This window comes from Variovorax sp. N23 (assembly GCF_025486315.1).
Lineage (GTDB): Bacteria > Pseudomonadota > Gammaproteobacteria > Burkholderiales > Burkholderiaceae_C > Variovorax.
In genome coordinates this window covers 291,690-317,212 of the sequence record NZ_JAOOPY010000004.1, presented here as the reverse complement: position 1 = coordinate 317,212, position 25,523 = coordinate 291,690, and the positions used below count along the sequence as shown (strand labels likewise).

25 protein-coding genes and 1 tRNA gene are annotated in these 25,523 nt (G+C 67.1%); 6 read left to right on the top strand and 20 right to left on the bottom strand.

Annotated elements, in window-relative coordinates; translation table 11 throughout:
* The first annotated feature begins 7 nt into the window (after nucleotides 1–7).
* Both N8A90_RS08835 and N8A90_RS08830 read left to right on the top strand, forming a co-directional pair.
* Complete coding sequence (locus N8A90_RS08835) at nucleotides 8–2,065, top strand: M3 family metallopeptidase (protein ID WP_410087650.1); 2,058 nt, start codon at nucleotides 8–10, stop codon at nucleotides 2,063–2,065.
* 53 nt (nucleotides 2,066–2,118) lie between these two features.
* Nucleotides 2,119–2,757 (top strand): glutaredoxin family protein, encoded by a 639-nt coding sequence (locus N8A90_RS08830; RefSeq protein ID WP_262074373.1) that lies wholly within the window; start codon nucleotides 2,119–2,121, stop codon nucleotides 2,755–2,757.
* 22 nt (nucleotides 2,758–2,779) lie between these two features.
* Here the strand turns inward: N8A90_RS08830 and rpiA are convergent, their stop codons facing one another.
* Entirely contained in the window at nucleotides 2,780–3,478 is a 699-nt protein-coding gene (gene rpiA, locus N8A90_RS08825; protein ID WP_262074371.1) for a ribose-5-phosphate isomerase RpiA, read from the bottom strand.
* 39 nt (nucleotides 3,479–3,517) lie between these two features.
* Here rpiA and N8A90_RS08820 point away from each other — a divergent pair, with 39 nt between their 5' ends.
* Complete coding sequence (locus N8A90_RS08820; RefSeq protein WP_262074370.1) at nucleotides 3,518–4,579, top strand: quinone-dependent dihydroorotate dehydrogenase; 1,062 nt, start codon at nucleotides 3,518–3,520, stop codon at nucleotides 4,577–4,579.
* An 18-nt stretch (nucleotides 4,580–4,597) separates the two neighbouring features.
* On the opposite strand, the gene N8A90_RS08815 is transcribed toward N8A90_RS08820, so the two are convergent.
* From N8A90_RS08815 to uvrB, 14 genes are all read right to left on the bottom strand, one after another.
* Nucleotides 4,598–5,302 carry a phage holin family protein gene (locus N8A90_RS08815; RefSeq protein ID WP_262074368.1) on the bottom strand — a complete coding sequence of 235 codons (705 nt, stop codon included), beginning with the start codon at nucleotides 5,300–5,302 and terminating at the stop codon, nucleotides 4,598–4,600.
* A gap of 58 nt (nucleotides 5,303–5,360) precedes the next feature.
* Nucleotides 5,361–5,744 carry a glycine zipper domain-containing protein gene (locus N8A90_RS08810; RefSeq protein ID WP_262074367.1) on the bottom strand — a complete coding sequence of 128 codons (384 nt, stop codon included), beginning with the start codon at nucleotides 5,742–5,744 and terminating at the stop codon, nucleotides 5,361–5,363.
* A gap of 15 nt (nucleotides 5,745–5,759) precedes the next feature.
* Complete coding sequence (locus N8A90_RS08805) at nucleotides 5,760–6,860, bottom strand: NAD(P)/FAD-dependent oxidoreductase (protein WP_262074366.1); 1,101 nt, start codon at nucleotides 6,858–6,860, stop codon at nucleotides 5,760–5,762.
* Nucleotides 6,861–6,891: 31 nt separating this feature from the next.
* The gene (locus N8A90_RS08800) at nucleotides 6,892–7,068 is read right to left on the bottom strand and encodes a hypothetical protein (RefSeq protein ID WP_262074365.1); all 177 of its coding nucleotides are present in this window, start codon (nucleotides 7,066–7,068) and stop codon (nucleotides 6,892–6,894) included.
* Between the two features lie 125 nt (nucleotides 7,069–7,193).
* Nucleotides 7,194–7,268: transfer RNA gene (locus N8A90_RS08795), tRNA-Val, on the bottom strand.
* Nucleotides 7,269–7,373: 105 nt separating this feature from the next.
* A complete protein-coding gene (gene dnaQ / locus N8A90_RS08790; RefSeq protein WP_262074364.1) occupies nucleotides 7,374–8,102 on the bottom strand; it encodes a DNA polymerase III subunit epsilon in 729 nt (242 codons plus the stop codon).
* Nucleotides 8,102–8,440 carry an ISC system 2Fe-2S type ferredoxin gene (fdx, locus tag N8A90_RS08785; protein WP_262074363.1) on the bottom strand — a complete coding sequence of 113 codons (339 nt, stop codon included), beginning with the start codon at nucleotides 8,438–8,440 and terminating at the stop codon, nucleotides 8,102–8,104. Before fdx ends, dnaQ begins: the two co-directional genes overlap by 1 nt.
* 11 nt (nucleotides 8,441–8,451) lie before the next feature.
* Complete coding sequence (hscA, locus tag N8A90_RS08780) at nucleotides 8,452–10,308, bottom strand: Fe-S protein assembly chaperone HscA (RefSeq protein WP_262074361.1); 1,857 nt, start codon at nucleotides 10,306–10,308, stop codon at nucleotides 8,452–8,454.
* A gap of 4 nt (nucleotides 10,309–10,312) precedes the next feature.
* A complete protein-coding gene (gene hscB / locus N8A90_RS08775; RefSeq protein ID WP_262074359.1) occupies nucleotides 10,313–10,831 on the bottom strand; it encodes a Fe-S protein assembly co-chaperone HscB in 519 nt (172 codons plus the stop codon).
* 60 nt (nucleotides 10,832–10,891) lie between these two features.
* On the bottom strand, nucleotides 10,892–11,215 hold the full coding sequence (gene iscA, locus N8A90_RS08770) for an iron-sulfur cluster assembly protein IscA (RefSeq protein WP_262074358.1): 324 nt from the start codon (nucleotides 11,213–11,215) through the stop codon (nucleotides 10,892–10,894).
* Between the two features lies 1 nt (nucleotide 11,216).
* Complete coding sequence (gene iscU, locus N8A90_RS08765) at nucleotides 11,217–11,633, bottom strand: Fe-S cluster assembly scaffold IscU (RefSeq protein ID WP_262074357.1); 417 nt, start codon at nucleotides 11,631–11,633, stop codon at nucleotides 11,217–11,219.
* Nucleotides 11,634–11,678: 45 nt separating this feature from the next.
* Complete coding sequence (locus tag N8A90_RS08760; protein ID WP_262074355.1) at nucleotides 11,679–12,899, bottom strand: IscS subfamily cysteine desulfurase; 1,221 nt, start codon at nucleotides 12,897–12,899, stop codon at nucleotides 11,679–11,681.
* A gap of 80 nt (nucleotides 12,900–12,979) precedes the next feature.
* Nucleotides 12,980–13,516, bottom strand: coding sequence for a Fe-S cluster assembly transcriptional regulator IscR (gene iscR / locus N8A90_RS08755; protein WP_262074354.1), 537 nt, complete (start codon nucleotides 13,514–13,516; stop codon nucleotides 12,980–12,982).
* Between the two features lie 208 nt (nucleotides 13,517–13,724).
* Nucleotides 13,725–15,836 carry an excinuclease ABC subunit UvrB gene (uvrB, locus tag N8A90_RS08750; protein WP_262074353.1) on the bottom strand — a complete coding sequence of 704 codons (2,112 nt, stop codon included), beginning with the start codon at nucleotides 15,834–15,836 and terminating at the stop codon, nucleotides 13,725–13,727.
* A 103-nt stretch (nucleotides 15,837–15,939) separates the two neighbouring features.
* On the opposite strand from uvrB, the gene N8A90_RS08745 reads away from it, so the two are divergent.
* From N8A90_RS08745 to N8A90_RS08735, 3 genes are all read left to right on the top strand, one after another.
* Nucleotides 15,940–17,136, top strand: coding sequence for an amino acid aminotransferase (locus N8A90_RS08745; RefSeq protein ID WP_262074352.1), 1,197 nt, complete (start codon nucleotides 15,940–15,942; stop codon nucleotides 17,134–17,136).
* A 104-nt stretch (nucleotides 17,137–17,240) separates the two neighbouring features.
* Complete coding sequence (locus tag N8A90_RS08740; protein ID WP_262074350.1) at nucleotides 17,241–18,731, top strand: polyhydroxyalkanoate depolymerase; 1,491 nt, start codon at nucleotides 17,241–17,243, stop codon at nucleotides 18,729–18,731.
* 7 nt (nucleotides 18,732–18,738) lie between these two features.
* Nucleotides 18,739–19,347: an RnfABCDGE type electron transport complex subunit B gene (locus N8A90_RS08735; protein ID WP_262074348.1), complete on the top strand. Its 609-nt coding sequence runs from the start codon at nucleotides 18,739–18,741 to the stop codon at nucleotides 19,345–19,347.
* Nucleotides 19,348–19,364: 17 nt separating this feature from the next.
* Here N8A90_RS08735 and N8A90_RS08730 read toward each other — a convergent pair whose 3' ends face one another.
* The 5 genes from N8A90_RS08730 to meaB are packed head-to-tail and all read right to left on the bottom strand — an operon-like array spanning nucleotide 19,365 to nucleotide 25,507.
* On the bottom strand, nucleotides 19,365–19,847 hold the full coding sequence (locus tag N8A90_RS08730; RefSeq protein WP_262074346.1) for a VOC family protein: 483 nt from the start codon (nucleotides 19,845–19,847) through the stop codon (nucleotides 19,365–19,367).
* A complete protein-coding gene (gene bioB, locus N8A90_RS08725) occupies nucleotides 19,844–20,866 on the bottom strand; it encodes a biotin synthase BioB (RefSeq protein WP_262074344.1) in 1,023 nt (340 codons plus the stop codon). The genes N8A90_RS08730 and bioB overlap by 4 nt, the downstream gene beginning before the upstream one ends.
* On the bottom strand, nucleotides 20,866–22,914 hold the full coding sequence (gene accC / locus N8A90_RS08720) for an acetyl-CoA carboxylase biotin carboxylase subunit (protein ID WP_262074342.1): 2,049 nt from the start codon (nucleotides 22,912–22,914) through the stop codon (nucleotides 20,866–20,868). The genes bioB and accC overlap by 1 nt, the downstream gene beginning before the upstream one ends.
* A gap of 10 nt (nucleotides 22,915–22,924) precedes the next feature.
* Nucleotides 22,925–24,457: an acyl-CoA carboxylase subunit beta gene (locus N8A90_RS08715; protein ID WP_262074340.1), complete on the bottom strand. Its 1,533-nt coding sequence runs from the start codon at nucleotides 24,455–24,457 to the stop codon at nucleotides 22,925–22,927.
* Between the two features lie 39 nt (nucleotides 24,458–24,496).
* Nucleotides 24,497–25,507: a methylmalonyl Co-A mutase-associated GTPase MeaB gene (gene meaB / locus N8A90_RS08710; protein WP_262074426.1), complete on the bottom strand. Its 1,011-nt coding sequence runs from the start codon at nucleotides 25,505–25,507 to the stop codon at nucleotides 24,497–24,499.
* Nucleotides 25,508–25,523: the final 16 nt, after the last annotated feature.

Here is a 25,523-nt window from a genome sequence, read left to right as displayed (position 1 = left end):
GCGCCAGATGGAAACCATGACCAATCCGCTCCTCGACTTCACCGATCTCCCGCTGTTCGACCAGATCAAGCCGGAGCACGTCGCGCCGGCCGTCGACACCCTGCTGGCCGACGCCGAGGCAGCGTTGCAGACGGTCACGGCGGCCGAATTCCCTGCGGACTGGCTCGCGATCTCGAAGGTGCTGGACGTGTCGTCCGAGCGCTTCAGCCGGGCCTGGGGCGCGGTCGGCCATCTGAATGCCGTGGCCGACACGCCGGAACTGCGCGCGGCCTACAACGACGCCATGCCCCGCGTCACCGCCTTCTGGACCCGCCTGGGCTCCGACGAGCGGCTCTACGCCAAGTACAAGGCCATCGATACCGCCACGCTGAACGCCGAGCAGAAGCAGGCGCATCGCAATGCGATCCGCAATTTCGTGCTTGGCGGCGCCGAACTTCAGGGCGCCGCCAAGGAGCGCTTCGCGGTCATCCAGGAGCGCCAGGCCGAGCTGAGCCAGAAGTTCAGCGAGAACGCGCTCGACGCCACCGACGCCTTCGCCTACTACGCCGAGGCCAGCGAGCTCGAAGGCCTGCCGGAAGATGTGATCGGCGCGGCGCGCGCCGGGGCTGAAGCCGATGGCAAGCCCGGCTACAAGCTGACGCTCAAAATGCCGTGCTACCTGCCGGTCATGCAGTTCGCCAAGCGCAGCGCGCTGCGCGAGACGCTCTACCGCGCCTACGTCACCCGCGCCAGCGAGTTCGGCGACCCGGCCTTCGACAACACCGCACTCATCACCGAGATCCTGGCGCTGCGCCAGGAAGAGGCGAAGCTGCTGGGCTACCGCAACTTCGGCGAACTGTCGGTCGTGCCGAAGATGGCCGATTCGCCCGAGCAGGTCGTGAAGTTCCTGCGCGACCTGGGCACGCGCGCCAAGCCTTTCGGCGAGCGTGACCTGGCCGACCTGCGCGCCTTCGCCGCCGAGCAGCTCGGCCTGACCGACCCGCAGCCGTGGGACTGGACCTTCATCGGCGAGAAGCTCAAGGAAGCGCGCTACGCCTTCAGCGAGCAGGAGGTCAAGCAGTACTTCCCGGCACCCAAGGTGATGGCCGGCCTCTTCAAGATCGTCGAGACGCTGTTCGAAGTGACCATTCGCCGCGACTTCGCGCCGGTGTGGCACCCGACAGTCGAGTTCTACCGCATCGAACGGGGCGACCAGTGCGTCGGCCAGTTCTACCTCGACCCGTCCGCACGTGCCGCCAAGCGCGGCGGCGCCTGGATGGACGACGTGCGCGCCCGCTGGCTGCGCCCCGACACGGGCACCCTGCAGACGCCGGTCGCGCAGCTGGTGTGCAACTTCGCCGAAGGCGTCGACGGCAAGCCGCCGCTGCTGACGCACGATGACGTGACCACCCTCTTCCACGAGTTCGGCCACGGCCTGCACCACATGCTCACGCAGATCAACGAGCGCGACGTGTCCGGCATCAGCGGTGTCGAGTGGGATGCGGTCGAACTGCCCAGCCAGTTCATGGAGAACTTCTGCTGGGAATGGGACGTGCTGCAGCACATGACCGCACACGTCGACACCGGCCTGCCGCTGCCGCGCGCGCTGTTCGACAAGATGACGGCGGCCAAGAACTTCCAGAGCGGGCTGCAGACGCTGCGCCAGATCGAGTTCTCGCTGTTCGACATGCTGCTGCACACCGAGTACGACGCCGCCAAGGCGCAGCCGGGCGGCGTGATGGCGCTGCTGGGCCAGGTGCGGTCCGAGGTGGCGGTGATGCCCTCGCCCGCCTTCAGCCGTACGCCCAACACCTTCAGCCACATCTTCTCGGGCGGCTACGCGGCCGGCTACTACAGCTACAAGTGGTCCGAAGTGCTGAGCGCCGACGCCTACGCGGCCTTCGAGGAAACCGCCGGCGCCAGCGGCGAGCCGAGCATCGAGACGGGCCGCAAGTACCGCCAGGCCATCCTCGAGGCCGGCGGCAGCCGCACGGCCATGGAGTCGTTCAAGGCCTTCCGCGGTCGGGAGCCGCAATTGGACGCGCTGCTGCGCCACCAGGGCATGTCCGAGGCCGAGCCGGCCTGAGATACTCGGACGCGTACTCGCCCCCCGACGCCCGACGACCTCCCGGAGCCCCGATGCCAAGACCCGTCCGCCTTACGCTTGTGCTGCTGCCCCTCGCCGTCGCGGCCTGCGCCGTGTCGGCGCAGCAGGTCTATCGCTCGGTCGACAGCAACGGCAAGGTGATCTTCTCCGACCAGCCGCCCGCCGCCAACGCACAGCCCGCGACGCCGCGCGGCGGTGTGTCGACCGTCGAAGGGGGCGGCGCCATCGGCGGCCTCCCGTACGAGCTGCAGCAGGTGACGCAACGCTACCCGGTCACGCTCTACGCCCGCGACGACTGCGCCCCCTGCGACACGGGCCGCGCCCTGTTGAACACGCGCGGCGTGCCTTTCAACGAGCGACAGGTGAAGACGTCGGCGGATGTCGACGCCTTCCAGCGCCTGAGTGGCGACACCTCGATGCCGCTGCTGACCATCGGCGGCCAGCAGCTCAAGGGCTTCTCGGACACCACCTGGTCGCAGTACCTCGATGCGGCCGGCTATCCGAAGAGCATCCGCCTGCCGGCGGGCTACCGCAACCCGGCGGCGCAGCCGATGGTGACGCAGCAGGCCGCACCCACTGCGCCGGCGGCAACGGCGGTGACGAGCCCGACACCGGCGGTCCCGCCGCCGGCCGCGCCCTCGCCGAGCAACCCGGCCGGCATCCGGTTCTGAGGGCCGGCGTTCCTGCGCGCGCTCAGGTGTAGCGCAGCGTCTCGACGCCGCCCGGCGTTCCCAGCAAGCAGACCGTGGCGCGCTGGTGCGCGAACACGCCGACGGTCACCACGCCCGGCCACTGGTTGACCTCCGACTCGAAGCCCAGCGGGTCGACGATGCGCAGCCCGCTCACGTCGACGATGTGCTGACCGTTGTCGGTCACCAGCGGCACCCCCTCCTTCTCGCGCACCTGTGCGATGCCGCCCATCCGCTCGAACTGCCGCATGATGCGGCGCATAGCCATGGGGATGACCTCGACCGGCAAGGGAAAGGCACCGAGCACCTCGACGCGCTTCGATGCATCGGCGATGCACACGAAGGCGCGCGACTGCGCCGCCACGATCTTCTCGCGCGTGAGCGCGGCACCGCCACCCTTGATCATGAAGCCGTGGCCGTCGATCTCGTCCGCACCATCGATGTAGACGGCCAGTTCGTCGACCGCATTGCTGTCGAAGACCTCGATGCCGAGTGCGCGCAGGCGTTCGGTGGACGCCACCGAGCTCGACACCGCGCCGCGGATGCGGTCCTTCATGGTGGCCAGCGCGTCGATGAACTTGTTGACGGTGGAGCCGGTGCCCACGCCGACGATCTCGCCCTCCACCACGTAGGCCAGCGCGGCGCGCCCGACCTGGGCCTTGAGTTCGTCCTGGGTGAGCGGAGCAGAGGAGGAGGCGGTCATCGGGGAGAATCCTGGGGCTAAGAAGCCGAGAATTATCCGATGTCCCTTTCGTCCCTCTACGGGCTTGCCCGCCCTTTTCTCTTCGGCCTGGATGCCGAACACGCGCACGAGGTGACGCTCGGCATGCTGGCGCGCACCCAGAACACGCCGCTGGCCAGCGCCTACGCCAGCCCCCGCGTCGACGACCCGGTCACGCTGGCCGGCCTGCGCTTTCCCAACCGCGTCGGCCTGGCCGCCGGGCTGGACAAGAACGCCCGCTGCATCGACGCCTTCGCCGCCATGGGCTTCGGCTTCGTGGAGGTCGGGACCGTCACGCCGAAGCCGCAGCCCGGCAATGCCCGGCCACGCATCTTCCGCTTGCCGGAGCGCCAGGCGCTCATCAACCGGCTGGGCTTCAACAACGACGGGCTCGACGCCTTCGTCGCCAACGTGCAGCGGGCCCGCTTCCGGTCTGGCCAGGGCGGCCGTGCGCCGATGCTGCTGGGCCTGAACATCGGCAAGAACGCCAGCACACCGATCGAACGTGCGACCGACGACTACCTGCTGTGCCTGGACGGGGTGTACCCGCACGCCGACTATGTGGTGGTCAACGTCTCGAGCCCGAACACGGCGAACCTGCGCTCGCTGCAGAGCGATGAAGCACTCGATGCGCTGCTGGCCGCGATCGTCGAACGACGCGAAGCCCTGACGGCACGGCACGGCCGGCGCGTGCCGCTGTTCCTCAAGATCGCGCCCGACCTGGACGAGGCACAGGTGCAGGTCATCGCGGCGGCCCTGCATCGCCACGGCATGGATGGCGTGATCGCGTCGAACACCACGCTGTCGCGCGAAGCCGTGGCGGGGCTGCCGCATGCGCAGGAAACGGGTGGCCTGTCGGGCATGCCGGTGCGGGAGGCCAGCAACCGCGTCATCGCGCAGTTCCGGGCCGCGCTGGGGGCCGGCTTTCCGATCATCGGCGTGGGCGGGATCATGAGCGGCGAGGACGCGAGGGCCAAGCTCGCCGCCGGGGCGGACGTGGTCCAGATCTATACCGGCATCATCTACCGCGGCCCGTCGCTGGTTCGCGAAATCGCCGAAGCACTGCGCCAGCGGGGCGCCTGAGCGCCCCGCCCTCGACGATCAGCGCATGCGCCAGAGCACCGGCGCGACGAAGGCCGCCCAGCGCAGCAGGCGGCGCGGCTTGACGACGGCGACCAGCACGGCTGCCGCTGCAGCCGTCGCGACGGGGTGCTCACGGGCCAGACGAAGAGCCGCCTGGCTGGGCGTCTCATCGGCCGGGGGCGGCGGGCTGGCAGATGCGTCGTCTTCGGCGGCCTGCAGCACCGCGATGCGCTGGCGCTGACGCGCGATCCGGGCCAGCAACTGCTCCTGCGTCTCGGGACGCGTCGGGCGCGGCGTACCCGGCGGCTGGCCTTCGTTGCCGATGCCCAGACGATCCTGCATCCAGGCCCAGTCGCGCGCCAGTTCGAGCTTGGCCGGCGCAATGGCCGAACTCGCCCGCCGCAGGTTCGACAGCAGCGCGAGGACCGCGCCGAGCCAGAGCAGCACCCAGACGAGCGCCACACACCAGGCGGCCGTGGCGCGGTACGGGCTGTCCCAGAAATGCACGACGATGGCGACCGACAGGAGCGCCACGGTGACCGTGGTCAACGCGAGCACGGCGACCGTGAGGATGACCACGGATTGCAGCCGCTGCTTCTCCTCGTCCAACGCCATCCGGATCAACTGCGCACGGTCTTCCGCCGCCATCGCCCCTTCGCCGGCGGCGATCTTCAGGCGGCGGATGTACGCCTCCAGTCCCAACAAGGACAATATTTTCTTCATCCGATCCTCCCGATCGTGCGCGCCGTGACCGGCGCGTCAGTTCGCACGCCGTGCGTGCTCAGCGGCGTCCCAGCAAGAGACCGATCAGCACGCCGGCCGCCAGCGCGCCGGCAGCGATCTGCCAGGGCTCGTCATGGGCGTACGCATTCGCGGTGCTGGCGGCGTCCTTGGCCTTCTTGGCGGCGATCTTGCTCTTCTCCGCGGCCAGTTCGCGCGCGATGGCGAGCTTGGCTTCGACCCGCTGGCGCAGGGCCTTGATCTGGGGATTGGACTCCAGGTCCTTGCCGCCGAGAACGCCCTTCACGTCGCTGGCGATGTCTTCGACCACCGCATTGGCAGCGGCTTCGAGGTTGTTGGATGCACTCATGGGTAAACGTTCCTCCGTGATGGATACCGGCACCGCGCCGGCGGCCTGACGCCGGCGCGCGGCGTGCAGTTCCATGTTACAGGCTGATGATCATCGCGCGAGCAATTCCGCCACATGTCGTCCGATCGCCAGACTGCTCGTCAGCCCCGGAGATTCGATGCCGAACAGGTTGACGAGCCCGGGCACGCCATGGGTCTGCGGCCCGGCGATCACGAAGTCGCGGGCCGGCTCGTCAGGGCCGGCGATCTTCGGGCGAATGCCGGCGTAGCCGGGAACCAGCGCGCCGTCCGGCAGCGCCGGCCAGTAGCGGCGGACCTCGGCGTAGAACCCATCGCCACGACGCGGGTCGACGACCAGGTCCGCAGGCGAGTCGACCCACTGCACGTCCGGGCCGAACTTGGCCTGCCCGCCGAGGTCGAGGGTGAGATGCACCCCCAGTCCGGCCGCCTCAGGCACCGGATAGATGAGGCGCTGGAACGGCGCCCGACCGGCGAGGGTGAAGTAGTTGCCCTTGGCAAAATGGGCCTCGGGGATGGACGACGGCGGCAGCCCCTCGAAACGCCGTGCCAGCCACGGCGCGGTCAGTCCCGCCGCATTGACGACCGACGCACAGCGCAGCGTCGTTCCGTCCTGCCCCGTGAGTTCGATGCCGTTCGGACGACAGACGGCGTGCTCGAGTGGCGACTTCAACGCGAGCATCCCGCCCGCGTTCTCGAGATCGCCTTGCAGGCTCAGCATGAGCGCATGGCTGTCGATGATGCCGGTACTCGGTGAATGCAGGGCGGCCAGGCACACGAGCTGCGGCTCGAGCGAACGCGCCTCCTCGCCGGTGAGCAGTGTCAGATCATCGACGCCGTTGGAACGCGCCTTCGCCAGAATCGTGTTCAGCTGGGCGACCTGCGCTTCGGACGTCGCGACGATCAGTTTGCCGCAGCGGCGATGCGGCAGCCCCCGTTCCTGCGCGTAGGCGTAGAGCGCCTGCTTGCCCTCGACGCACAACCGGGCCTTCAGCGAACCCGCCGCGTAGTAGATGCCCGCGTGAATCACCTCGCTGTTGCGAGAACTGGTGCCGGTGCCGACGGCCCCCTCGGCTTCGAGCACCAAGACCTCTCGCCCCTGAAGCGCCAGCGCACGCGCAACGGCCAGACCGACGACACCCGCGCCGACGACAACGCAATCGAATTCATCCATGCCGCAAGCTTAGCGGCAATGGTTCAGAAGATCAGGGCGGTGAGAGATGCAATGCAAGACCCGCGACCGGCATCGCCACACGCCGACGCATGGCAACGCAAGACACGCCCTGGTCGGGCTCGACCGGCAGGTCGGCCGGATCTGCCGGCTCGGGCGGATCCGGCAGATCCGGTGTGATGGGGGGCGGGAGGTCGGGATTGGTGGCCATGAGGCGCTCCTTTCGATACCCCTTTTTACGAGCATCGCCACGAGCACGCGCCGGTGAACAGCCGCAATCGGCGTCGGTGCGGGCCGACAGCTCGCGCTGACTGCAAGGAATCTTCCGTGGGAAATTGGTGGGCGGTGGAGGTTTCGAACCTCCGACCCCAGCAGTGTGAATGCTGTGCTCTACCCCTGAGCTAACCGCCCTCTCGGCATGAACATGCCGATCGATGTTTCTGCGCCGCCTATCAACACATATTCAACCTGTGCAGAAGGCTACGAAGAATTCGCACCGAAATGCGAAGCCTCAGATTATGCCACAGCGTTTGTGCTCTGCACGTCGATCTGACGAAACAGCGTCTGGCCCTTGCTCGACTTGTCGAGCTGCGCCAGCAGGTCGTCGTGGGCCGCGAGTTCATGCTCCGTCGCCAGCAGCACCGGCAGCACGAAGCTGCGCAGGTCGACCGCCACCACCGTCCCGATGCTCGGTTCGTTGGTGGACACATCGATGAGCAGCGCGTCCTGACCCCGAGTGAGATTGATGTAGACGTCGGCGAGCAGTTGCGCGTCGAGCTTTGCGCCGTGGAAGGTGCGGTTGGAGCGGTCCACGCCGAAGCGGTCGCACAGCGCATCGAGTGAATTGCGCTTGCCGGGGTACACCGCCTTCGCCATGGCCAGCGTGTCGGTGACTTCGGCGACGAATTCGCGCAGCGGCGGCAGGCCCGCCAGTTCGAGTTCCTTGTTCAGGAAGCCGACGTCGAAGGCCGCGTTGTGGATGATCAGCTCGGCACCGCGCAGGTACTCGACCACATCGTTGGCGAGCGTCGCGAACTTGGGCTTGTCGCGCAGGAAATCGGTGGTGAGCCCGTGCACCTTCAGCGCGTCCTCGTGGCTTTCGCGCTCGGGGTTGAAGTAGATGTGCAGGTCGTTGCCGGTCAGCTTGCGGTTGAACAGCTCCACGCACCCCAGCTCGATGACGCGATCGCCGTTCTCGGCCGACAGGCCGGTGGTTTCCGTATCGAGGACGATCTGGCGGGACATCAGTGATTTTCCTTGGCGTGGTTGATCGAGTACTTGGGAATCTCGATCGTCACATTCTCCTGCGCCAGGATGGCCTGGCAGCTCAGGCGCGACTGCGGCTCCAAGCCCCACGCGCGGTCCAGCAGATCGTCTTCGACTTCGTCCGAGGGGTTGAGCGAATTGAAGCCCTGGCGCACCACCACATGGCAGGTGGTGCAGGCGGCGCTCATCTCGCAGGCATGTTCGATGTTGATGTGGTTGTCCAGCAGCGCCTCGCAGATGGAGGTGCCGGCCGGCGCGTTCACCTCGGCGCCTTGCGGACAGTATTCCGGGTGGGGAAGGATCTTGATCGTGGGCATCGGGGGTTGTTCTACAAGGATTCGACGGTGCGGCCCGACAAGGCTCGCGCAATGCCGTGGTTCATGCGCTGCGCGGCAAAGGCCTCGGTGCCGTCGGCCAGCGCCTTGGTGGCCGCCTCGACCACGGCGGCGTCGGTGGCCGACACCGCGCTTCGCAGACCGGCCATCAGCGCATCGATGGCGGCACGTTCGTCGCGCGCCAGCAGATCGCCGTCGGCATCGAGCGCGCTCTGCGTCGCAATCAGCATGCGCTCGGCATCGACGCGCGCCTCGACCAGGGCGCGCGCCTGCATGTCCTGCTGCGCGGTCGAGAAGCTTTCCTGCAGCATGGTCGCGATCTGGTCGTCCGACAGGCCATACGACGGCTTCACGGTGACGCTCGCCTCCACGCCGCTGCCCTGCTCCTTCGCGCTCACGCTCAGCAAGCCGTCGGCATCGACGGTGAAGGTCACGCGGATACGCGCCGCGCCGGCCGCCATCGGCGGGATGCCGCGCAGCGTGAAACGCGCGAGGCTGCGGCAGTCGGCCACCAGGTCGCGCTCGCCCTGCACCACGTGCAGCGCCAGCGCCGTCTGGCCGTCCTGGTAGGTGGTGAAGTCCTGCGCCATCGCGGTCGGGATGGTCTGGTTGCGCGGCACGATGCGCTCGACCAGGCCGCCCATCGTCTCGATGCCGAGCGACAGCGGAATCACGTCGAGCAGCAGCAGGTCGCCCGCGCCATTGTTGCCGGCCAACTGGTTGGCCTGGATGGCGGCGCCGAGCGCCACCACCTCGTCGGGGTTCAGGTTGGTCAGCGGTGCGCGGCCGAAGAACGCGGCCACGGCCTCGCGGATCTGCGGCATGCGCGTGGAGCCGCCGACCAGCACGATGCCCTGGAGATCATCGGGCTTGAGCCTGGCGTCGCGCAGCGCCTTGCGCACCGCCGCGATGGTGCGTGCCGTCAGCGGCTGCGTTGCGGCATCGAACTGCGCGCGCGTCACGTCGATACGCAACTCGGCATCGCCGAGCGTTGCGACGAAAGGCACCGTATCCGCATCGGTCAGCGCTTCCTTGGCCGCGCGCGCGGCGACCAGCAGGGCCGCGCGGTCGCTGTCGTTGCCGGCCTGGCGACCCGCCTGCGCCAGCACGGCGTCGGCCAGCGCGTGGTCGTAGTCGTCGCCGCCCAGGGCCGAGTCGCCGCCGGTCGCGATGACCTCGAACACGCCCTGCGTCAGCCGCAGGATCGAGATGTCGAAGGTGCCGCCGCCCAGGTCGTAGACGGCGTAGACGCCTTCGCTGCCGTTGTCCAGGCCATAGGCGATCGCCGCGGCCGTCGGCTCGCTGATGAGGCGCAGCACGTTCAGCCCCGCCAGTTCCGCCGCGTCCTTGGTGGCCTGGCGCTGGCCTTCGTCGAAGTACGCCGGCACCGTGATGACGGCGCCGTGGAGTTCGTCGTCAAAAGTGTCTTCGGCGCGGTAGCGCAGCGTGGCCAGGATTTCGGCGCTGATCTCCACCGGCGACTTGACGCCGGCCGCCGTGCGCACCTTCACCATGCCGCCCTCGTCGATCAGGCCATAGGACATCGCATCACGGTGCGCGATGTCGGCCAGCCCGCGGCCCATGAGGCGCTTGACCGAGGTGATGGTGTTCGTCGGGTCCTGTGCCCGTGCGGCCACCGCATTGAAGCCGATCTGCCGACGCTCGCCATCGAGGTAGCGCACGGCCGACGGAAGGATCACCCGGCCCTGGTCATCCGGCAGGCATTCGGCCACGCCGTTGCGCACGGCAGCGACCAGCGAGTGCGTGGTGCCGAGATCGATGCCCACCGCGATGCGACGCTGGTGCGGATCGGGGGCTTGGCCCGGTTCGGAAATCTGGAGGAGTGCCATGCCGCTATTGTCCCAACTGGTCGGCTTTCGCCTCGACGTCCTGCGCAAAGCGCTCGATGAACATGAGGGCTCTCACCTGCTGCGACGCCGCGCGGAAATCGCCCTTTTCGTCGATCAGCCAATCGAGCGACGACAGCGCGCGGGCGCGCGCGGCATCGACTTCGGCCTGCAAGGCATCGACCGCCGCGATGGCGGTCGCATCGTCCAGCGACTCCCGCCATTCCATCTGCTGCATCAGGAAATCGCCGGGCATGGCGGTGTTGTTCTCTGCTTCGATCGGGGCACCGTTCAGCTCGCACAGGTAGCTGGCGCGGCGAACCGGGTCCTTCAGCCGTTGGTACGCCTCGTTGATGCGCACCGACCACTGCATGGCGACGCGCTGCGCCGCCGCACCCTGCGACGCGAAGCGGTCGGGATGCGCCTCGCGCTGCAGTTCCTTCCAGCGTGCGTCGAGCACAGCGCGGTCCTGCGCGAGGGTCGTCGGCACGCCGAATAGCTCGAAATCAGTGTCTTGGAGATTCATGGCAATAAAAAACCGCCAGCACATGACATGGTGGCGGCGGTGGCGCGGGTCAGCGCGCGATCAGATCCGAAAACTCTCGCCGCAGCCGCAGCGGTCGCGCTCGTTCGGGTTGTTGAACTTGAAGCCTTCGTTGAGCCCTTCGCGCACGAAATCCAGCTGCGTTCCGTCGATGTAGGCCAGGCTTTTCGGGTCGACCAGCACCTTCACGCCCTGGTCCTCGAAGACCACGTCGTCGGGCGTCAGTTCATCGACGTACTCCAGCTTGTAGGCCAGGCCGGAGCAGCCGGTGGTCTTGACGCCCAGCCGCACGCCCACGCCCTTGCCCCGCTTGCCGAGGTAACGGTTGACGTGGCGCGCAGCCGCCTCGGTGAGCGTCACAGCCATGTCAGTGGACCGCCGTTTCAGCCGATGCCACGGCCGTGCCGTGCTTCTGCTTGTAGTCGTTGACCGCCGCCTTGATGGCGTCTTCGGCCAGGATCGAGCAATGGATCTTGACCGGCGGCAGCGCCAGTTCTTCCGCGATCTGCGCATTCTTGAGCGCAGCGGCCTCGTCCAGCGTCTTGCCCTTGACCCATTCGGTCACGAGCGACGACGAGGCGATGGCCGAGCCGCAGCCGTAGGTCTTGAAGCGCGCGTCTTCGATCACGCCCGTTTCCGGGTTGACCTTGATCTGCAGCTTCATGACGTCGCCGCAGGCGGGCGCGCCCACCATGCCGGTGCCGACCGAGTCGTCGCCCTTCTCGAAGGAGCCGACGTTGCGGGGGTTTTCGTAGTGGTCGATGACCTTGGGTGAATATGCCATGGTGTTTACCTCTTCAATCGTGTCGGTTGCGCGCTCGGTGGGGGCTCAATGGGCCGACCACTGGATCGTGCTGATGTCGATGCCGTCCTTGAACATTTCCCACAGGGGGCTCAGTTCACGCAGCTTGGCGACGTTGTGCTTGATGGTGGAGACCGCGTAGTCGATCTCTTCCTCGGTCGTGAAGCGGCCGATGGTCATGCGCAGGCTGCTGTGGGCCAGCTCGTCGCTGCGGCCCAGGGCGCGCAGCACATAGCTGGGCTCCAGGCTGGCCGACGTGCAGGCCGAACCGCTCGACACCGCCAGGCCCTTGATGCCCATGATCAGCGACTCGCCCTCGACATAGTTGAAGCTGATGTTCAGGTTGTGCGGCACGCGGTGTTCGAGGTCGCCATTGATGAAGACCTGCTCGATGTCCTTCAGGCCGTCGATCAGCCGCTTCTGCAGCGCCGTGGCCTTCGCCAGGTCGTCCTTCATCTCCAGACGCGCCAAACGGAAGGCCTCGCCCATGCCGACGATCTGGTGCGTGGGCAGCGTGCCCGAGCGCATGCCGCGCTCGTGGCCACCACCGTGCATCTGCGCCTCGAGCCGCACGCGCGGCTTGCGGCGAACGTACAGGGCGCCGATGCCCTTGGGGCCGTAGGTCTTGTGCGAGGCGAGGCTCATCAGGTCGATGGGCAGCGACTTCATGTCGATCTCGACCTTGCCGGTGGCCTGGGCCGCATCGACGTGGAAGATCACGCCCTTCTCACGGCAGAGGTTGCCCAGCGCGACCACGTCCTGGATGACGCCGATCTCGTTGTTCACGAACATCACGCTCGCCAGGATGGTGTCGGGGCGGATGGCCGCCTTGAACTTCTCCAGGTCGAGCAGGCCGTTGTCCTCGACGTCGAGGTAGGTCACCTCGAAGCCCTGGCGCTCCAGCTCGCGCATGGTGTCGAGCACGGCCTTGTGTTCGGTCTTGACCGTGATCAGGTGCTTGCCCTTGCCCTTGTAGAACTGCGCCGCGCCCTTGAGCGCGAGGTTGTTCGACTCGGTGGCGCCGGAGGTCCAGACGATCTCGCGCGGGTCGGCGCCGATGAGGTCGGCCACGTCGACACGCGCCTTCTCGACGGCCTCCTCGGCTTCCCAGCCCCACGCATGGCTGCGTGATGCGGGGTTGCCGAAGTGCTCGCGCAGCCAGGGGATCATGGCGTCGACGACGCGCGGATCGACCGGCGTGGTCGCGCCGTAGTCAAGGTAGATGGGGAAATGCGGGGTGACGTCCATGGCTCACTCAGACTCGTGGGGTTCTAGCTATTGATCTCAGGCGATGCACTGCACGCGGCGCCCGCGGGCGCCGCCGTCCATCACGACTTGGCGAAGGCGTTGCCCAGCGCGAACACCGAATTCGGTGCATTCACGCGGATGGGCTTGACCACCGGCTGGGCCGAGATGGCGCGCTTCACGGCGGGCTTGTTCTCGATCTGCACGCCCTTGGCGATCTGGTCGTCGACCAGCTTCTGCAAGGTGACGGAATCGAGGAACTCGACCATGCGCTGGTTGAGCGACGCCCACAGCTCGTGCGTCATGCACCGGCCGGCCTCGCCCAGGCAGTTTTCCTTGCCGCCGCAATGCGTGGCGTCGATGGGTTCGTCGACCGAGACGATGATGTCCGCCACGGTGATGTCGGCCGCCTTGCGGCCGAGGCTGTAGCCGCCGCCAGGGCCACGCGTGGACTCGACCAATTCATGGCGGCGCAGCTTGCCGAACAGCTGTTCGAGGTACGACAGCGAGATCTGCTGGCGCTGGCTGATGGCCGCCAGCGTGACCGGACCGGTGTTCTGGCGCAGCGCCAGGTCGATCATGGCGGTGACGGCAAAACGGCCTTTGGTAGTGAGACGCATCGCAAGCTCCTTTGTGCTTCGTTACATGGACACCCGGCAGCGCCGGGTGGCGTGGTCTCCGCCCTGCCCGGCTCGCCACCACAGTGGTCGGAGCCGGCCCTTCATCGCGAAGTTCGTTGTCGCAGTCTTTGTTGTTGACTGTTTCGCTCAAGTATAACAGAAAGCCCCTGGGCGCGCTCGGGTAAACCCGCGCGGCGACCCAGCGCCGTCAGAGCGGCGCGATGTTGTCGCCGCCGGCTGCACCGAAGGCCTGTTCCCTCAGCTGTGCCAGCTGGTCGCGCACCCGGGCCGCCTTCTCGAACTCGAGGTTGCGGGCGTGCTCGAGCATCTGCTTTTCGAGCCGCTTGATCTCCCGCGCGATGTCTTTTTCGCTCATGTCCTCGACCTTGGCGCGCTCGAGTTCGAGCTTGGCCATTTCCTTGCCGGTCTTCTCGCTGTAGACGCCGTCGATCAGGTCGCGCACCTTCTTGACGATGCTGCGCGGCGTGATGCCGTGCGCCTCGTTGTGCGCGATCTGCCTGGTGCGCCGCCGCTCGGTCTCGCCGATGGCCTTCTTCATCGACTCGGTCATGCGGTCGGCGTAGAGGATCGCCTTGCCGTTCATGTTCCGCGCCGCCCGGCCGATGGTCTGGATCAGGCTGCGCTCGGCCCGCAGGAAGCCTTCCTTGTCCGCATCGAGGATGGCGACCAGCGACACCTCGGGGATGTCCAGGCCTTCGCGCAGCAGGTTGATGCCGACCAGCACGTCGAAGGTGCCCAGACGCAAGTCGCGCAGGATCTCCACCCGCTCCACCGTGTCGACGTCGCTGTGCAGGTAGCGCACCTTGACGCCGTTGTCGCCCAGGTAGTCTGTCAACTGCTCGGCCATGCGCTTGGTCAGCGTGGTGATCAGCACGCGCTCGTTCTTGTCGACGCGGATGCGGATCTCCTGCAGCACGTCGTCGACCTGATGGGTGGCCGGCCGCACTTCGACCAGCGGGTCGATCAGCCCGGTCGGCCGCACCAGCTGCTCGACGACGTTGCCCGCGTGGTCGATCTCGTACTGCGCCGGCGTGGCCGACACGAAGATGCACTGGCGCATGCGCCGCTCGAACTCCTCGAACTTGAGCGGCCGGTTGTCCATGGCCGATGGCAGGCGGAAGCCGTACTCGACCAGCGTGGTTTTTCGCGCCCGGTCGCCGCTGTACATGGCGTTGAGCTGACCGATCATCTGGTGGCTCTCGTCGAGGAACATCAGCGCGTCCTTCGGCAGGTAGTCGGTCAGCGTGGCGGGCGGGTCGCCGGGCGCCGCGCCCGAAAGATGCCGCGAGTAGTTCTCGATGCCCTTGCAGTGGCCGATCTCGGCCAGCATTTCCAGGTCGAAGCGGGTGCGCTGCTCCAGCCGCTGCGCCTCCACCAGCTTGCCCTGCCCGACGAATTCTTTGAGCCGGTCGGCCAGCTCCAGCTTGATCGTCTCGACGGCGGTCAGCACCTTGTCGCGCGGCGTCACGTAGTGGCTCGACGGGTACACCGTGAAGCGCGGGATCTTCTGCCGGATACGCCCCGTGAGCGGGTCGAACAGCTGCAGCGTCTCGATCTCGTCGTCGAACAGCTCGATCCGGATGGCCAGCTCGCTGTGCTCGGCCGGGAACACGTCGATGGTGTCGCCCCGCACACGAAAGGTGCCGCGCGAGAAGTCCTGCTCGTTGCGGGTGTACTGCATGCGGATCAGCCGCCCGATCACGTCGCGCTGGCCGATCTTGTCGCCGATGCGCATGATGAAACGCATCTGGGTGTAGTCCTCGGGCGTGCCGATGCCGTAGATGGCGCTCACCGTGGCGACGATCACCGTGTCGCGCCGCTCCAGCACGCTCTTGGTGGCCGACAGCCGCATCTGCTCGATGTGCTCGTTGATCGAGCTGTCCTTCTCGATGAACAGGTCGCGCTGCGGCACATAGGCCTCGGGCTGGTAGTAGTCGTAGTAGCTGACGAAGTACTCGACCGCGTTCTTCGGGAAGAACTCTCGGAATTCGCTGTAGAGCTGGGCCGCCAGCGTCTTGTTGGGCGCGAACACGATCGCCGGCCGCCCCAGCCGGGCGATGACGTTCGCCATCGTGAAGGTCTTGCCGGAACCGGTCACGCCCAGCAGGGTCTGGAACACCTCCCCGTTCTCGACGCCCTCCACCAGGGCATCGATGGCCGCCGGCTGGTCACCGGCCGGCGGATACGGCTGGAACAGCTCGAAGGGCGAGCCCGGGAACGTCAGAAACACGCCCTCCCTGGCGGGCCCGACGGCGTCGGCATGGGTGGATTCGGGAATGACTTCAGACGTATCGGGCATGGGCGGTCCGTACCAGTTGGCGGGCGGTCGGTAAAATTCAAGGCAACCCGAAAGACTAAACCAGCTTCGGGCCCCCTGCCAGATTCATCCAGAGGACTTCTTCATGTCTATGTTCACCGCCGTCGAGATGGCGCCGCGCGACCCGATCCTTGGTCTCAACGAGCAATACGCCGCCGACAGCAACCCCAACAAGGTCAATCTCGGCGTCGGCGTGTACTACGACGACAACGGCAAGCTGCCGCTGCTGGCGTGCGTGAAGGCGGCCGAAGAAGACATGATGAAAACGCCGACGGCCCGCGGCTACCTGCCGATCGACGGCATCGTCGCCTACGACAACGCCGTCAAGGGCCTGGTCTTCGGCGCCGACAGCGAGCCGGTCCAATCGGGCCGCGTGGCCACGATCCAGGCCATCGGCGGCACCGGCGGCCTGAAGGTCGGCGCCGACTTCCTCAAGAAGCTCAGCCCGAACGCCAAGGTGCTGATCAGCGACCCGAGCTGGGAAAACCACCGCGCGCTGTTCACCAACGCCGGCTTCGTGGTCGAGACCTACCCCTACTACGACGCCGCCAAGCGCGGCGTGGACTTCGACGGCATGCTGGCCGCGCTGAACGCCGCACCGGCCGGCACCATCGTCGTGCTGCACGCCTGCTGCCACAACCCGACCGGCTACGACATCACGGCCGCGCAGTGGGACCAGGTCATCGCCGCCGTCAAGGCCAAGAACCTGACCCCCTTCCTCGACATGGCCTACCAGGGCTTCGGCCACGGCATCGCCGAAGACGGTGCCGTCGTCGGCAAGTTCGTCGAGGCCGGCCTGAGCTTCTTCGTCTCGACCTCGTTCTCCAAGAGCTTCAGCCTGTACGGCGAACGCGTCGGCGCCCTGTCGGTGCTGTGCGAGAGCAAGGACGAAGCCGCCCGCGTGCTGTCGCAGCTCAAGATCGCGATCCGCACCAACTACAGCAACCCGCCGACCCACGGCGGCGCCGTGGTGGCCGCCGTGCTGAACGACCCGGCCCGCCGTGCGGTCTGGGAAAAGGAGCTGGCCGAGATGCGCACCCGCATCAAGGCGATGCGCCAGAAGTTCGTCGACGGACTGAAGGCCGCGGGCGTGAAGCAGGACATGAGCTTCATCACCGCGCAGATCGGCATGTTCAGCTACTCGGGCCTCACCAAGGACCAGATGGTGCGCCTGCGCAACGAATTCGGCGTGTACGGCACCGACACCGGCCGGATGTGCGTCGCCGCGCTCAACAGCAAGAACATCGATTACGTCTGCCAGAGCGTCGCCAAGGTCATTTGACTCATTTGAGTCCATTGAGTGACAGGGCTTAGGGTTCGGACCCTACGCCCGAACCCTGGTTCTGCCGATATATTGCACTGCAACAACCAGACCTCCGGATCACGATGCTCTATCACCTCTATGAAGCCCAGCGGTCCCTGATGGAACCGCTGACGGACTTCGCCCAGGCCGCGGCCAAACTCTTCAGCAACGGGACGTCGCCGCTGTCGAGCACGCCGATGGCGCAACGCATGGCGGCCGGCTACGACCTGCTCTATCGGCTGGGCAAGGACTACGAGAAGCCGGAGTTCGGCATCACGTCGGTCGACGTGGACGGCAACAACGTGGTCATCCAGGAGGTCGTCGAGCTCGACAAGCCCTTCTGCCAGTTGCGCCGTTTCAAGCGCTTCACCGACGACCCCGCCACGCTGCAGGTGCTGAAGAAGCAGCCCGTGGTGCTGATCGTGGCGCCGCTGTCGGGCCACTACGCCACGCTGCTGCGTGACACGGTGCGCACCATGCTGAAGGACCACAAGGTCTACGTCACCGACTGGAAGAACGCACGCACGGTGCCGATGTCGGAAGGCGCCTTCCACCTCGACGACTACATCCACTACGTCGAGGACTTCATCCGCCACCTGCAGGCGGAATACGGCAACTGCCACGTCATCAGCGTGTGCCAGCCGACCGTACCGGTGCTGGCGGCCGTGTCGCTCATGGCCAGCCGTGGCGAACAGACGCCGCTGTCGATGACGATGATGGGCGGCCCGATCGACGCGCGCAAGTCGCCCACGGCGGTCAACAACCTCGCGATGAACAAGAGCTTCGAGTGGTTCGAGAACAACGTGATCTACCGTGTGCCCGATAACTTCCCGGGCGCCGGCCGCCGCGTGTACCCCGGCTTCCTGCAGCACACGGGCTTCGTCGCGATGAACCCCGACCGTCACGCGACCAGCCACTACGACTACTTCAAGGACCTGATCAAGGGCGACGACGCCAGCGTCGAGGCGCACCGCAAGTTCTACGACGAGTACAACGCCGTGCTCGACATGGACGCCGACTACTACCTCCAGACCATCCGCGTCGTGTTCCAGGAATGCCTGCTGGTCAACGGCACCTGGGACGTGCGCAACGCCGACGGTTCGATCGAACGGGTGAAGCCGCAGGACATCACCGGCAGTGCGCTTCTCACGGTCGAGGGCGAGCTCGACGACATCTCGGGTTCGGGCCAGACCCAGGCCGCGCACGGCCTCTGCACCGGCATACCGGAATCGCGGCGCCAGCATTTCGAGGTACAGGGCGCCGGCCACTACGGCATCTTCAGCGGCCGCCGCTGGCGCGACCTGGTGTACCCGCAGCTCAAGGCCTTCATCGCGACGCACGACGCGCCGCAGAAGCGCGCCATCGCCTCGGCGCCGGCCGCCGTGACGGCCGAAGACACCGTGACCGCCAGGCCGGCCCGCCGCGCCAGCACCGCACCGGCGAAGAAGGCCGTTCGACCCGTTGCCAAGGCTGCGGTAACGAAGGCTCCGGCACCGAAGGCTGCGGCCAAGAAGGTCGTCGTCAAGACCGCTGCACGCAAGGTGGCCGCCCCGGCCCGCCGAGGTGCACGCTAATCCTGCGGTGACACCGCCCGTCGTGCTCGCTCAGCGCCTGCACGACGCCTTGCCGCAGACGCAGTGCACGCGCTGCGGCTACCCCGATTGCCAAGCCTACGCCGAGGCGATCGCGCACGAAGGCGCGGCCATCAACCGCTGCCCGCCCGGCGGTGCAGAGGGTGTCGCCCGGCTCGCGGCCCTGACCGGCACGCCGGCGCTTCCGCTCGACCCCACCTGCGGCAGCGAAGGCCCGCGCGCCATGGCCGTCATCGATGAAGCCTGGTGCATCGGCTGCACGCTGTGCCTCGACGCCTGCCCGACCGATGCGATCGTCGGCATCCACAAGCGCATGCACACCGTCATCGAGGCGCACTGCACCGGCTGCGAGCTGTGCATTCCGGTGTGCCCGGTCGACTGCATCTCGCTCGAGAACGAAACGCCCGGCCGCAGCGGCTGGCAGGCCTGGTCGAAGGCGCAGGCCGACGCGGCCCTGGCGCGCTACACCGTGCACCGGCAACGCCGCACCGCAACGGCACCGGACACGACACCGGCCGCCGCCGCACCCGATGCGGACGCGCGCAAGCGCTCGATCGTCGAAGCCGCGCTGGCCCGCGCCCGCAACGCGAAGCGCTGACAGACCCGGCCGCGGCCTCAGTTCGGCGCTGCTGCCAAGGCAGCGAAGGCCTTCACGACATCGGGCGGCGCCTGCACCATCTCGATCAGCACGCCTTCGCCTGCAATCGGAAATTCGTCGTTCGCCTTCGGGTGCAGGAAGCAGATGTCGAAGCCGGCCGCGCCCTGGCGGATGCCGCCCGGCGCGAAGCGCACGCCCTGCGCGGTGAGCCATTCGACAGCTTTGGGCAGGTCGTCGATCCACAGGCCCACGTGGTTGAGCGGCGTGGCGTGCACCGCCGGCTTCTTGTCCGGGTCGAGCGGCTGCATCAGGTCGACCTCGACCTTGAACGGCCCGACGCCCATCGCGCAGATGTCCTCGTCGACGTTCTCGCGCTCGCTCTTGAAGGTGCCGGTGACCTCGAGCCCCAGCATGTCGACCCACAGCGTCTGCAGGCGCAGCTTGTCGGGGCCGCCGATAGCGATCTGCTGGATGCCCAGCACCTTGAACGGACGTGTCATCCCTCGGCTCCTGCGCTCGTCGAAACCTGCCGTGCCTTCAGGCCCAGCTTGCGCAGCAGCTGCACATCGGCCTCCACGTCGGGGTTGCCCGTGACGAGCAGCTTGTCGCCATAGAAGATCGAGTTGGCGCCCGCCATGAAGCACAGCGCCTGCACCGCGTCGCCCATCTGCTGCCGGCCGGCCGAGAGCCGCACGCGTGCCTTGGGCATCGTGATACGCGCAACGGCGATCACGCGCACGAAGTCGAAAGGGTCGATCGGTGCGCTGTCCGCCAGCGGCGTGCCGGGCACCCGCACCAGGCTGTTGATCGGCACCGACTCGGGGTACGGCTGCAGGTTGGCCAGTTGCGCGATGAGGCCGGCGCGATGCACCGGCGCCTCGCCCATGCCGACGATGCCGCCGCAGCACACGCTGATGCCGGCGCTGCGCACATGCTGCAGGGTGTCGAGCCGGTCCTGGTAGGCGCGCGTGCTCACCACGTCGGTGTAGTACTCGGGCGCGGTGTCGAGGTTGTGGTTGTAGTAGTCGAGCCCGGCGTCCTTCAGCGCCGTGGCCTGGTGCGACTCGAGCATGCCCAACGTTGCGCAGGTCTGCAGGCCCAGGCCCTTCACCGCACCGATCAGCTCTGCGACTTTTTCGATGTCACGGTCCTTGGGCGCGCGCCATGCCGCGCCCATGCAGAAGCGGGTGGCGCCGGCATCCTTGGCGGCCTGCGCAGCGCGCACGACCTCGTCGACCGCCATCAGCTTCTCGGCCTTCACGCCGGTGTCGAACTCCGCCGCCTGCGGGCAGTAGCCGCAGTTCTCGGGGCAGCCGCCGGTCTTGACCGACAACAGCGTGGCCAACTCGATCGTCCCCTCGGGCCAATGCTGGCGATGCACCGTCTGCGCCTCGAAAAGCAGATCCATCAGCGGCTTGTCGAGCAGCGCCTGGATCGCCTCGATCGTCCAGTCGCCCTGCGGCACGGCCACCTTGGTCGGCCGGTGAATCGTCACGGCCTGCATATCGTTGGCACCCATCAATTGAACTCCAGAATGATTTGATCGACGGCGAGCGATTCCCCCTTGGCCGCCGAGATTTTTCCGACCACGCCGTCCTGCGTGGCGAACAGGACATTCTCCATCTTCATCGCCTCGATCACCGCGAGCTTCTCCCCGGCCTGCACCTGCTGCCCCGGCTGCACCGACACCTCGACCAGCAGGCCCGGCATCGGCGACATCAGGAACTTGCTCAGGTCCGGCGGTGCCTTGTAGGGCATCAGCTTCTGCAGCCGCGCCCCCAGCGGCGACAGCACCATCGCGTCGATCTGCGTGCCGTCGTGCGACAGGCGCAGCGCCAGCGGGTTCTTGCCCGCGCCGCGTTCCACCTGGGCCACGAAAGGCTTGTCGTTGACCACGCCCTCGATGCGCACCGCACCCAGGGCCGCCCTGCTGCCGATCTCGTAGCGCCTGTCGCCGACCTGCACCGCGCTCGACCCGTTGGTCCCCTTGAAATCCGTCACCGACACCGGCGTGTGCACATGCTCGCCCTTCACGTCGAGCGTGACGACGACGAACTGCTCGGCGATCTTCACGCCATGCCCTTCGAGCTGGCCGCTGATGCCCGAGGCGCGCGCGCGGTAGCGGCGATGCATGAAGGCCGCCAGCGCCACCAGGAAGCCCGGGTCGTCGTGCGGCACGTCTTCCGCATGGAAGCCCTGGCTGTAGTGTTCGGCGATGAAGCCGGTGTTGAAGTCGCCGGCGACGAACTTCGGGTGCGCGAGCAGCGCCGCCTGGAACGGGATGTTGCTGCTGACGCCGCGGATCACGAAGCCGTTGAGCGCCTCGCGCATCATCGCGATCGCATGCGCGCGGTCCTTGCCGTGCACGATCAGCTTGGCGATCATCGAGTCGTAGAACATCGGGATCTCGCCGCCGTCGTACACGCCGGTGTCGACACGCACGCCGTACAGATGTTCGGTGTCGGCCGAGAACATCGTCTCCTTCGGCGGCTGGAACTTCACCAGGCGGCCGGTCGACGGCAGGAAGTTGCGGAACGGGTCTTCGGCGTTGATGCGGCACTCGATCGCCCAGCCCTCGCGCTTCACATCCGATTGCTTCAACGGCAGCGGTTCGCCCGCGGCGACACGGATCATCAGCTCGACCAGGTCGAGGCCGGTGATGCATTCCGTCACCGGGTGCTCCACCTGCAGGCGCGTGTTCATCTCGAGGAAGTAGAAGCTCTGGTCCTTGCCGACCACGAACTCCACCGTGCCCGCCGACTGGTACTTCACGGCCTTGGCCAGCGCCACGGCCTGCTCGCCCATCGCGCGGCGCGTTTCCTCACTGATGAAAGGCGACGGCGCCTCCTCGATCACCTTCTGATGGCGCCTCTGGATCGAGCACTCGCGCTCGTTCAGATAGATGACGTTGCCTTGCGAATCGCCCAGCACCTGGATCTCGATGTGGCGCGGTTCGACCACGAACTTCTCGATGAAGACGCGGTCGTCGCCGAAGCTGTTGCGCGCCTCGTTGCGACAGGCCGTGAAGCCCTCGAAGGCTTCCTTGTCGTCGTGCGCCACGCGCAGGCCCTTGCCGCCGCCGCCGGCCGAGGCCTTGATCATCACCGGGTAGCCGATGTCCTTGGCGATCTGCACCGCCCGCTCGGCCGATTCGATGGCCTCGTTCCAGCCCGGGATCGTGTTGACCTTGGCGTCGTTCGCGAGCTTCTTGGACGCGATCTTGTCGCCCATCGCCGCGATCGAGTAGTGCTTCGGCCCGATGAAGACGATGCCCTCTTCCTCCACCTTGCGCGCGAAAGCCTCGTTCTCCGACAGGAAGCCATAGCCCGGGTGCACCGCCTCTGCCCCCGTCTTCTTGCACGCCGCGATGATGCGGTCGGCCTGCAGGTAGCTGTCGCGGCTGGCCGAGCCGCCGATGTGCACCGCCTCGTCGGCGAGCTCGACATGGCGCGCGTCCTTGTCGGCATCGGAATAGACGGCCACCGTCGCGATGCCCATCTTCTTCGCGGTCTTGATGACGCGGCAGGCAATCTCTCCGCGATTGGCAATGAGAATTTTCTTGAACATCTTGGTCTTTTCAGAGAGGGATATTGCCGTGCTTGCGCCACGGGTTCTCGAGCTTCTTCTCGCGCAGCATGACAAGCGAGCGGCAGATGCGCTTGCGCGTCTCGCTCGGCAGGATCACGTCGTCGATGTAGCCGCGGGTGCTCGCCACGTACGGGTTGGCGAAGCGGGCCTTGTATTCGGCTTCGCGGGCTGCCAGCTTCTCGGGGTCGTTCTTGTCTTCGCGGAAGATGATCTCGACCGCGCCCTTGGCGCCCATCACCGCGATCTCGGCGCGCGGCCAGGCGAGGTTGACGTCGCCGCGCAGGTGCTTGGACGCCATCACGTCGTAGGCGCCACCGTAAGCCTTGCGCGTGATGACGGTGATCTTCGGCACGGTGCACTCGGCGTAGGCGTAGAGCAGCTTGGCGCCGTGCTTGATGATGCCGCCGTATTCTTGAGAAGTGCCGGGCATGAAGCCGGGCACGTCGACGAAGGTGACGACCGGGATATTGAACGCATCGCAGAAGCGCACGAAGCGCGCCGCCTTGATGGAGCTCTTGATGTCCAGGCAACCGGCCAGCACCAGCGGCTGGTTGGCCACGATGCCCACGCTCTGGCCTTCCATGCGCGCGAAGCCGATCACGATGTTCTTCGCATAGTCGGGTTGCAGCTCGAAGAAGTCGCCGTCGTCGACCACCTTGGCGATCAGCTCCTTCATGTCGTAGGGCTTGTTCGGGTTCTCGGGCACCAGCGTGTCGAGCGAGAGGTCGGCACGGTCTGCCGGGTCGCCGCTCGGACGCACGGGCGGCTTCTCGCGGTTGTTGAGCGGCAGGTAGTTGTAGAGGCGACGCAGCATCATCAGCGCCTCGACGTCGTTCTCGAAGGCCATGTCGGCCACGCCGCTCTTGGTGGTGTGCGTGATCGCGCCGCCCAGTTCCTCGGCCGTCACGTCCTCGTGCGTCACGGTCTTCACGACCTCCGGGCCGGTCACGAACATGTACGAGCTGTCGCGCACCATGAAGATGAAGTCGGTCATGGCGGGCGAGTACACCGCGCCGCCGGCGCAGGGGCCCATGATCATGCTGATCTGCGGCACCACGCCCGAGGCCATCACGTTGCGCTGGAACACGTCGGCATAGCCGCCGAGCGAGGCCACGCCCTCCTGGATGCGCGCACCGCCCGAGTCGTTGAGACCGATGACCGGTGCGCCGACCTTCATCGCCTGGTCCATCACCTTGCAGATCTTCTCGGCATGCGCCTCGCTCAGCGCGCCGCCGAACACGGTGAAGTCCTGGCTGAAGATGAAGACCAGGCGGCCGTTGATCATCCCGTAGCCGGTGACCACGCCATCGCCAGGGATCTTGTTGTCGGCCATGCCGAAGTCGACCGAGCGGTGCTCGACGAACATGTCCCATTCCTCGAAGGTGCCGTCGTCGAGCAGCAGCTCGATGCGCTCGCGCGCCGTCAGCTTGCCCTTCTTGTGCTGCGCGTCGATGCGCTTCTGTCCACCGCCGAGGCGCGCCTGGGCGCGCCGTTGTTCGAGTTGTTCGAGGATTTCTTTCATGGCATTCAGTCTGGAAGATGAATCGGAAGGGTCTGGCAATCAGGGCGCCCGCGACGCTTGCGCGGCGAGCAGATGGCGTGCGGCGGTCGATGCAGGCAAGCGGCCCGCGGCCACCTGCGCGATCGTGTCGGGCAGCAGTTCGCGCACGGCTGGGTGCTGGCGAAAGGCGTGCTTCAGGCCGGCGTCGATGCGTTCCCACATCCACGACAGCGCCTGCTTCTCGCGGCGCGTCGCGCGCCTGCCGTTGGCATCCTGCAGTTGCCTGAACCGCGTGACGGACGCCCAGAAGGCATCGACGCCCGTGCCCAGCAGCGCGCTCAGCTGCATCACCTGCGGCTGCCAGAAGCGGACTTCGGCCTGCGGCGATCCAGGCTCGGCATGCGCGGCCTTCAGCATCTCGGCATGCGCCGGGTTGCCGTGGTGGCCGAAGAGCCGCAGCGCCGACGTGATCTGCGCCTGCGCGCGCGTGGCGGCATCGCGGTCGAGGTCGGCCTTGTTGATGACCACCAGGTCGGCGATTTCCATCACGCCCTTCTTGATGGCCTGCAGGTCGTCGCCCGCATTGGGCAGCTGCATCAGCACGAACATGTCGGTCATGCCGGCAACGGCGGTCTCGCTCTGGCCGACGCCGACCGTCTCGACGATGACGACGTCATAGCCGGCCGCCTCGCACACCAGCATCGCCTCGCGCGTCTTCTCGGCCACGCCGCCCAGCGTGCCGCTCGACGGGCTGGGGCGGATGTACGCCTTCTCGTGCACCGACAGCCGCTCCATGCGCGTCTTGTCGCCGAGGATCGAGCCGCCGGAGACAGTGGACGAGGGGTCTATGGTGAGCACCGCGACGCGGTGGCCTTGCTCGATCAGGTGAAGGCCCAGCGTCTCGATGAAGGTCGACTTGCCGACGCCGGGCACGCCCGAGATGCCGAGGCGGAAGGACCGGCCGGTGTGCGGCAGCAGCGCCGTCAGCAACGCATCGGCCTGCGTTCGATGATCGACGCGCGTCGATTCGAGCAGGGTGATCGCCTTGGCGATGGCGCGGCGCTGCGCCATGCCGCCCGATCCGACG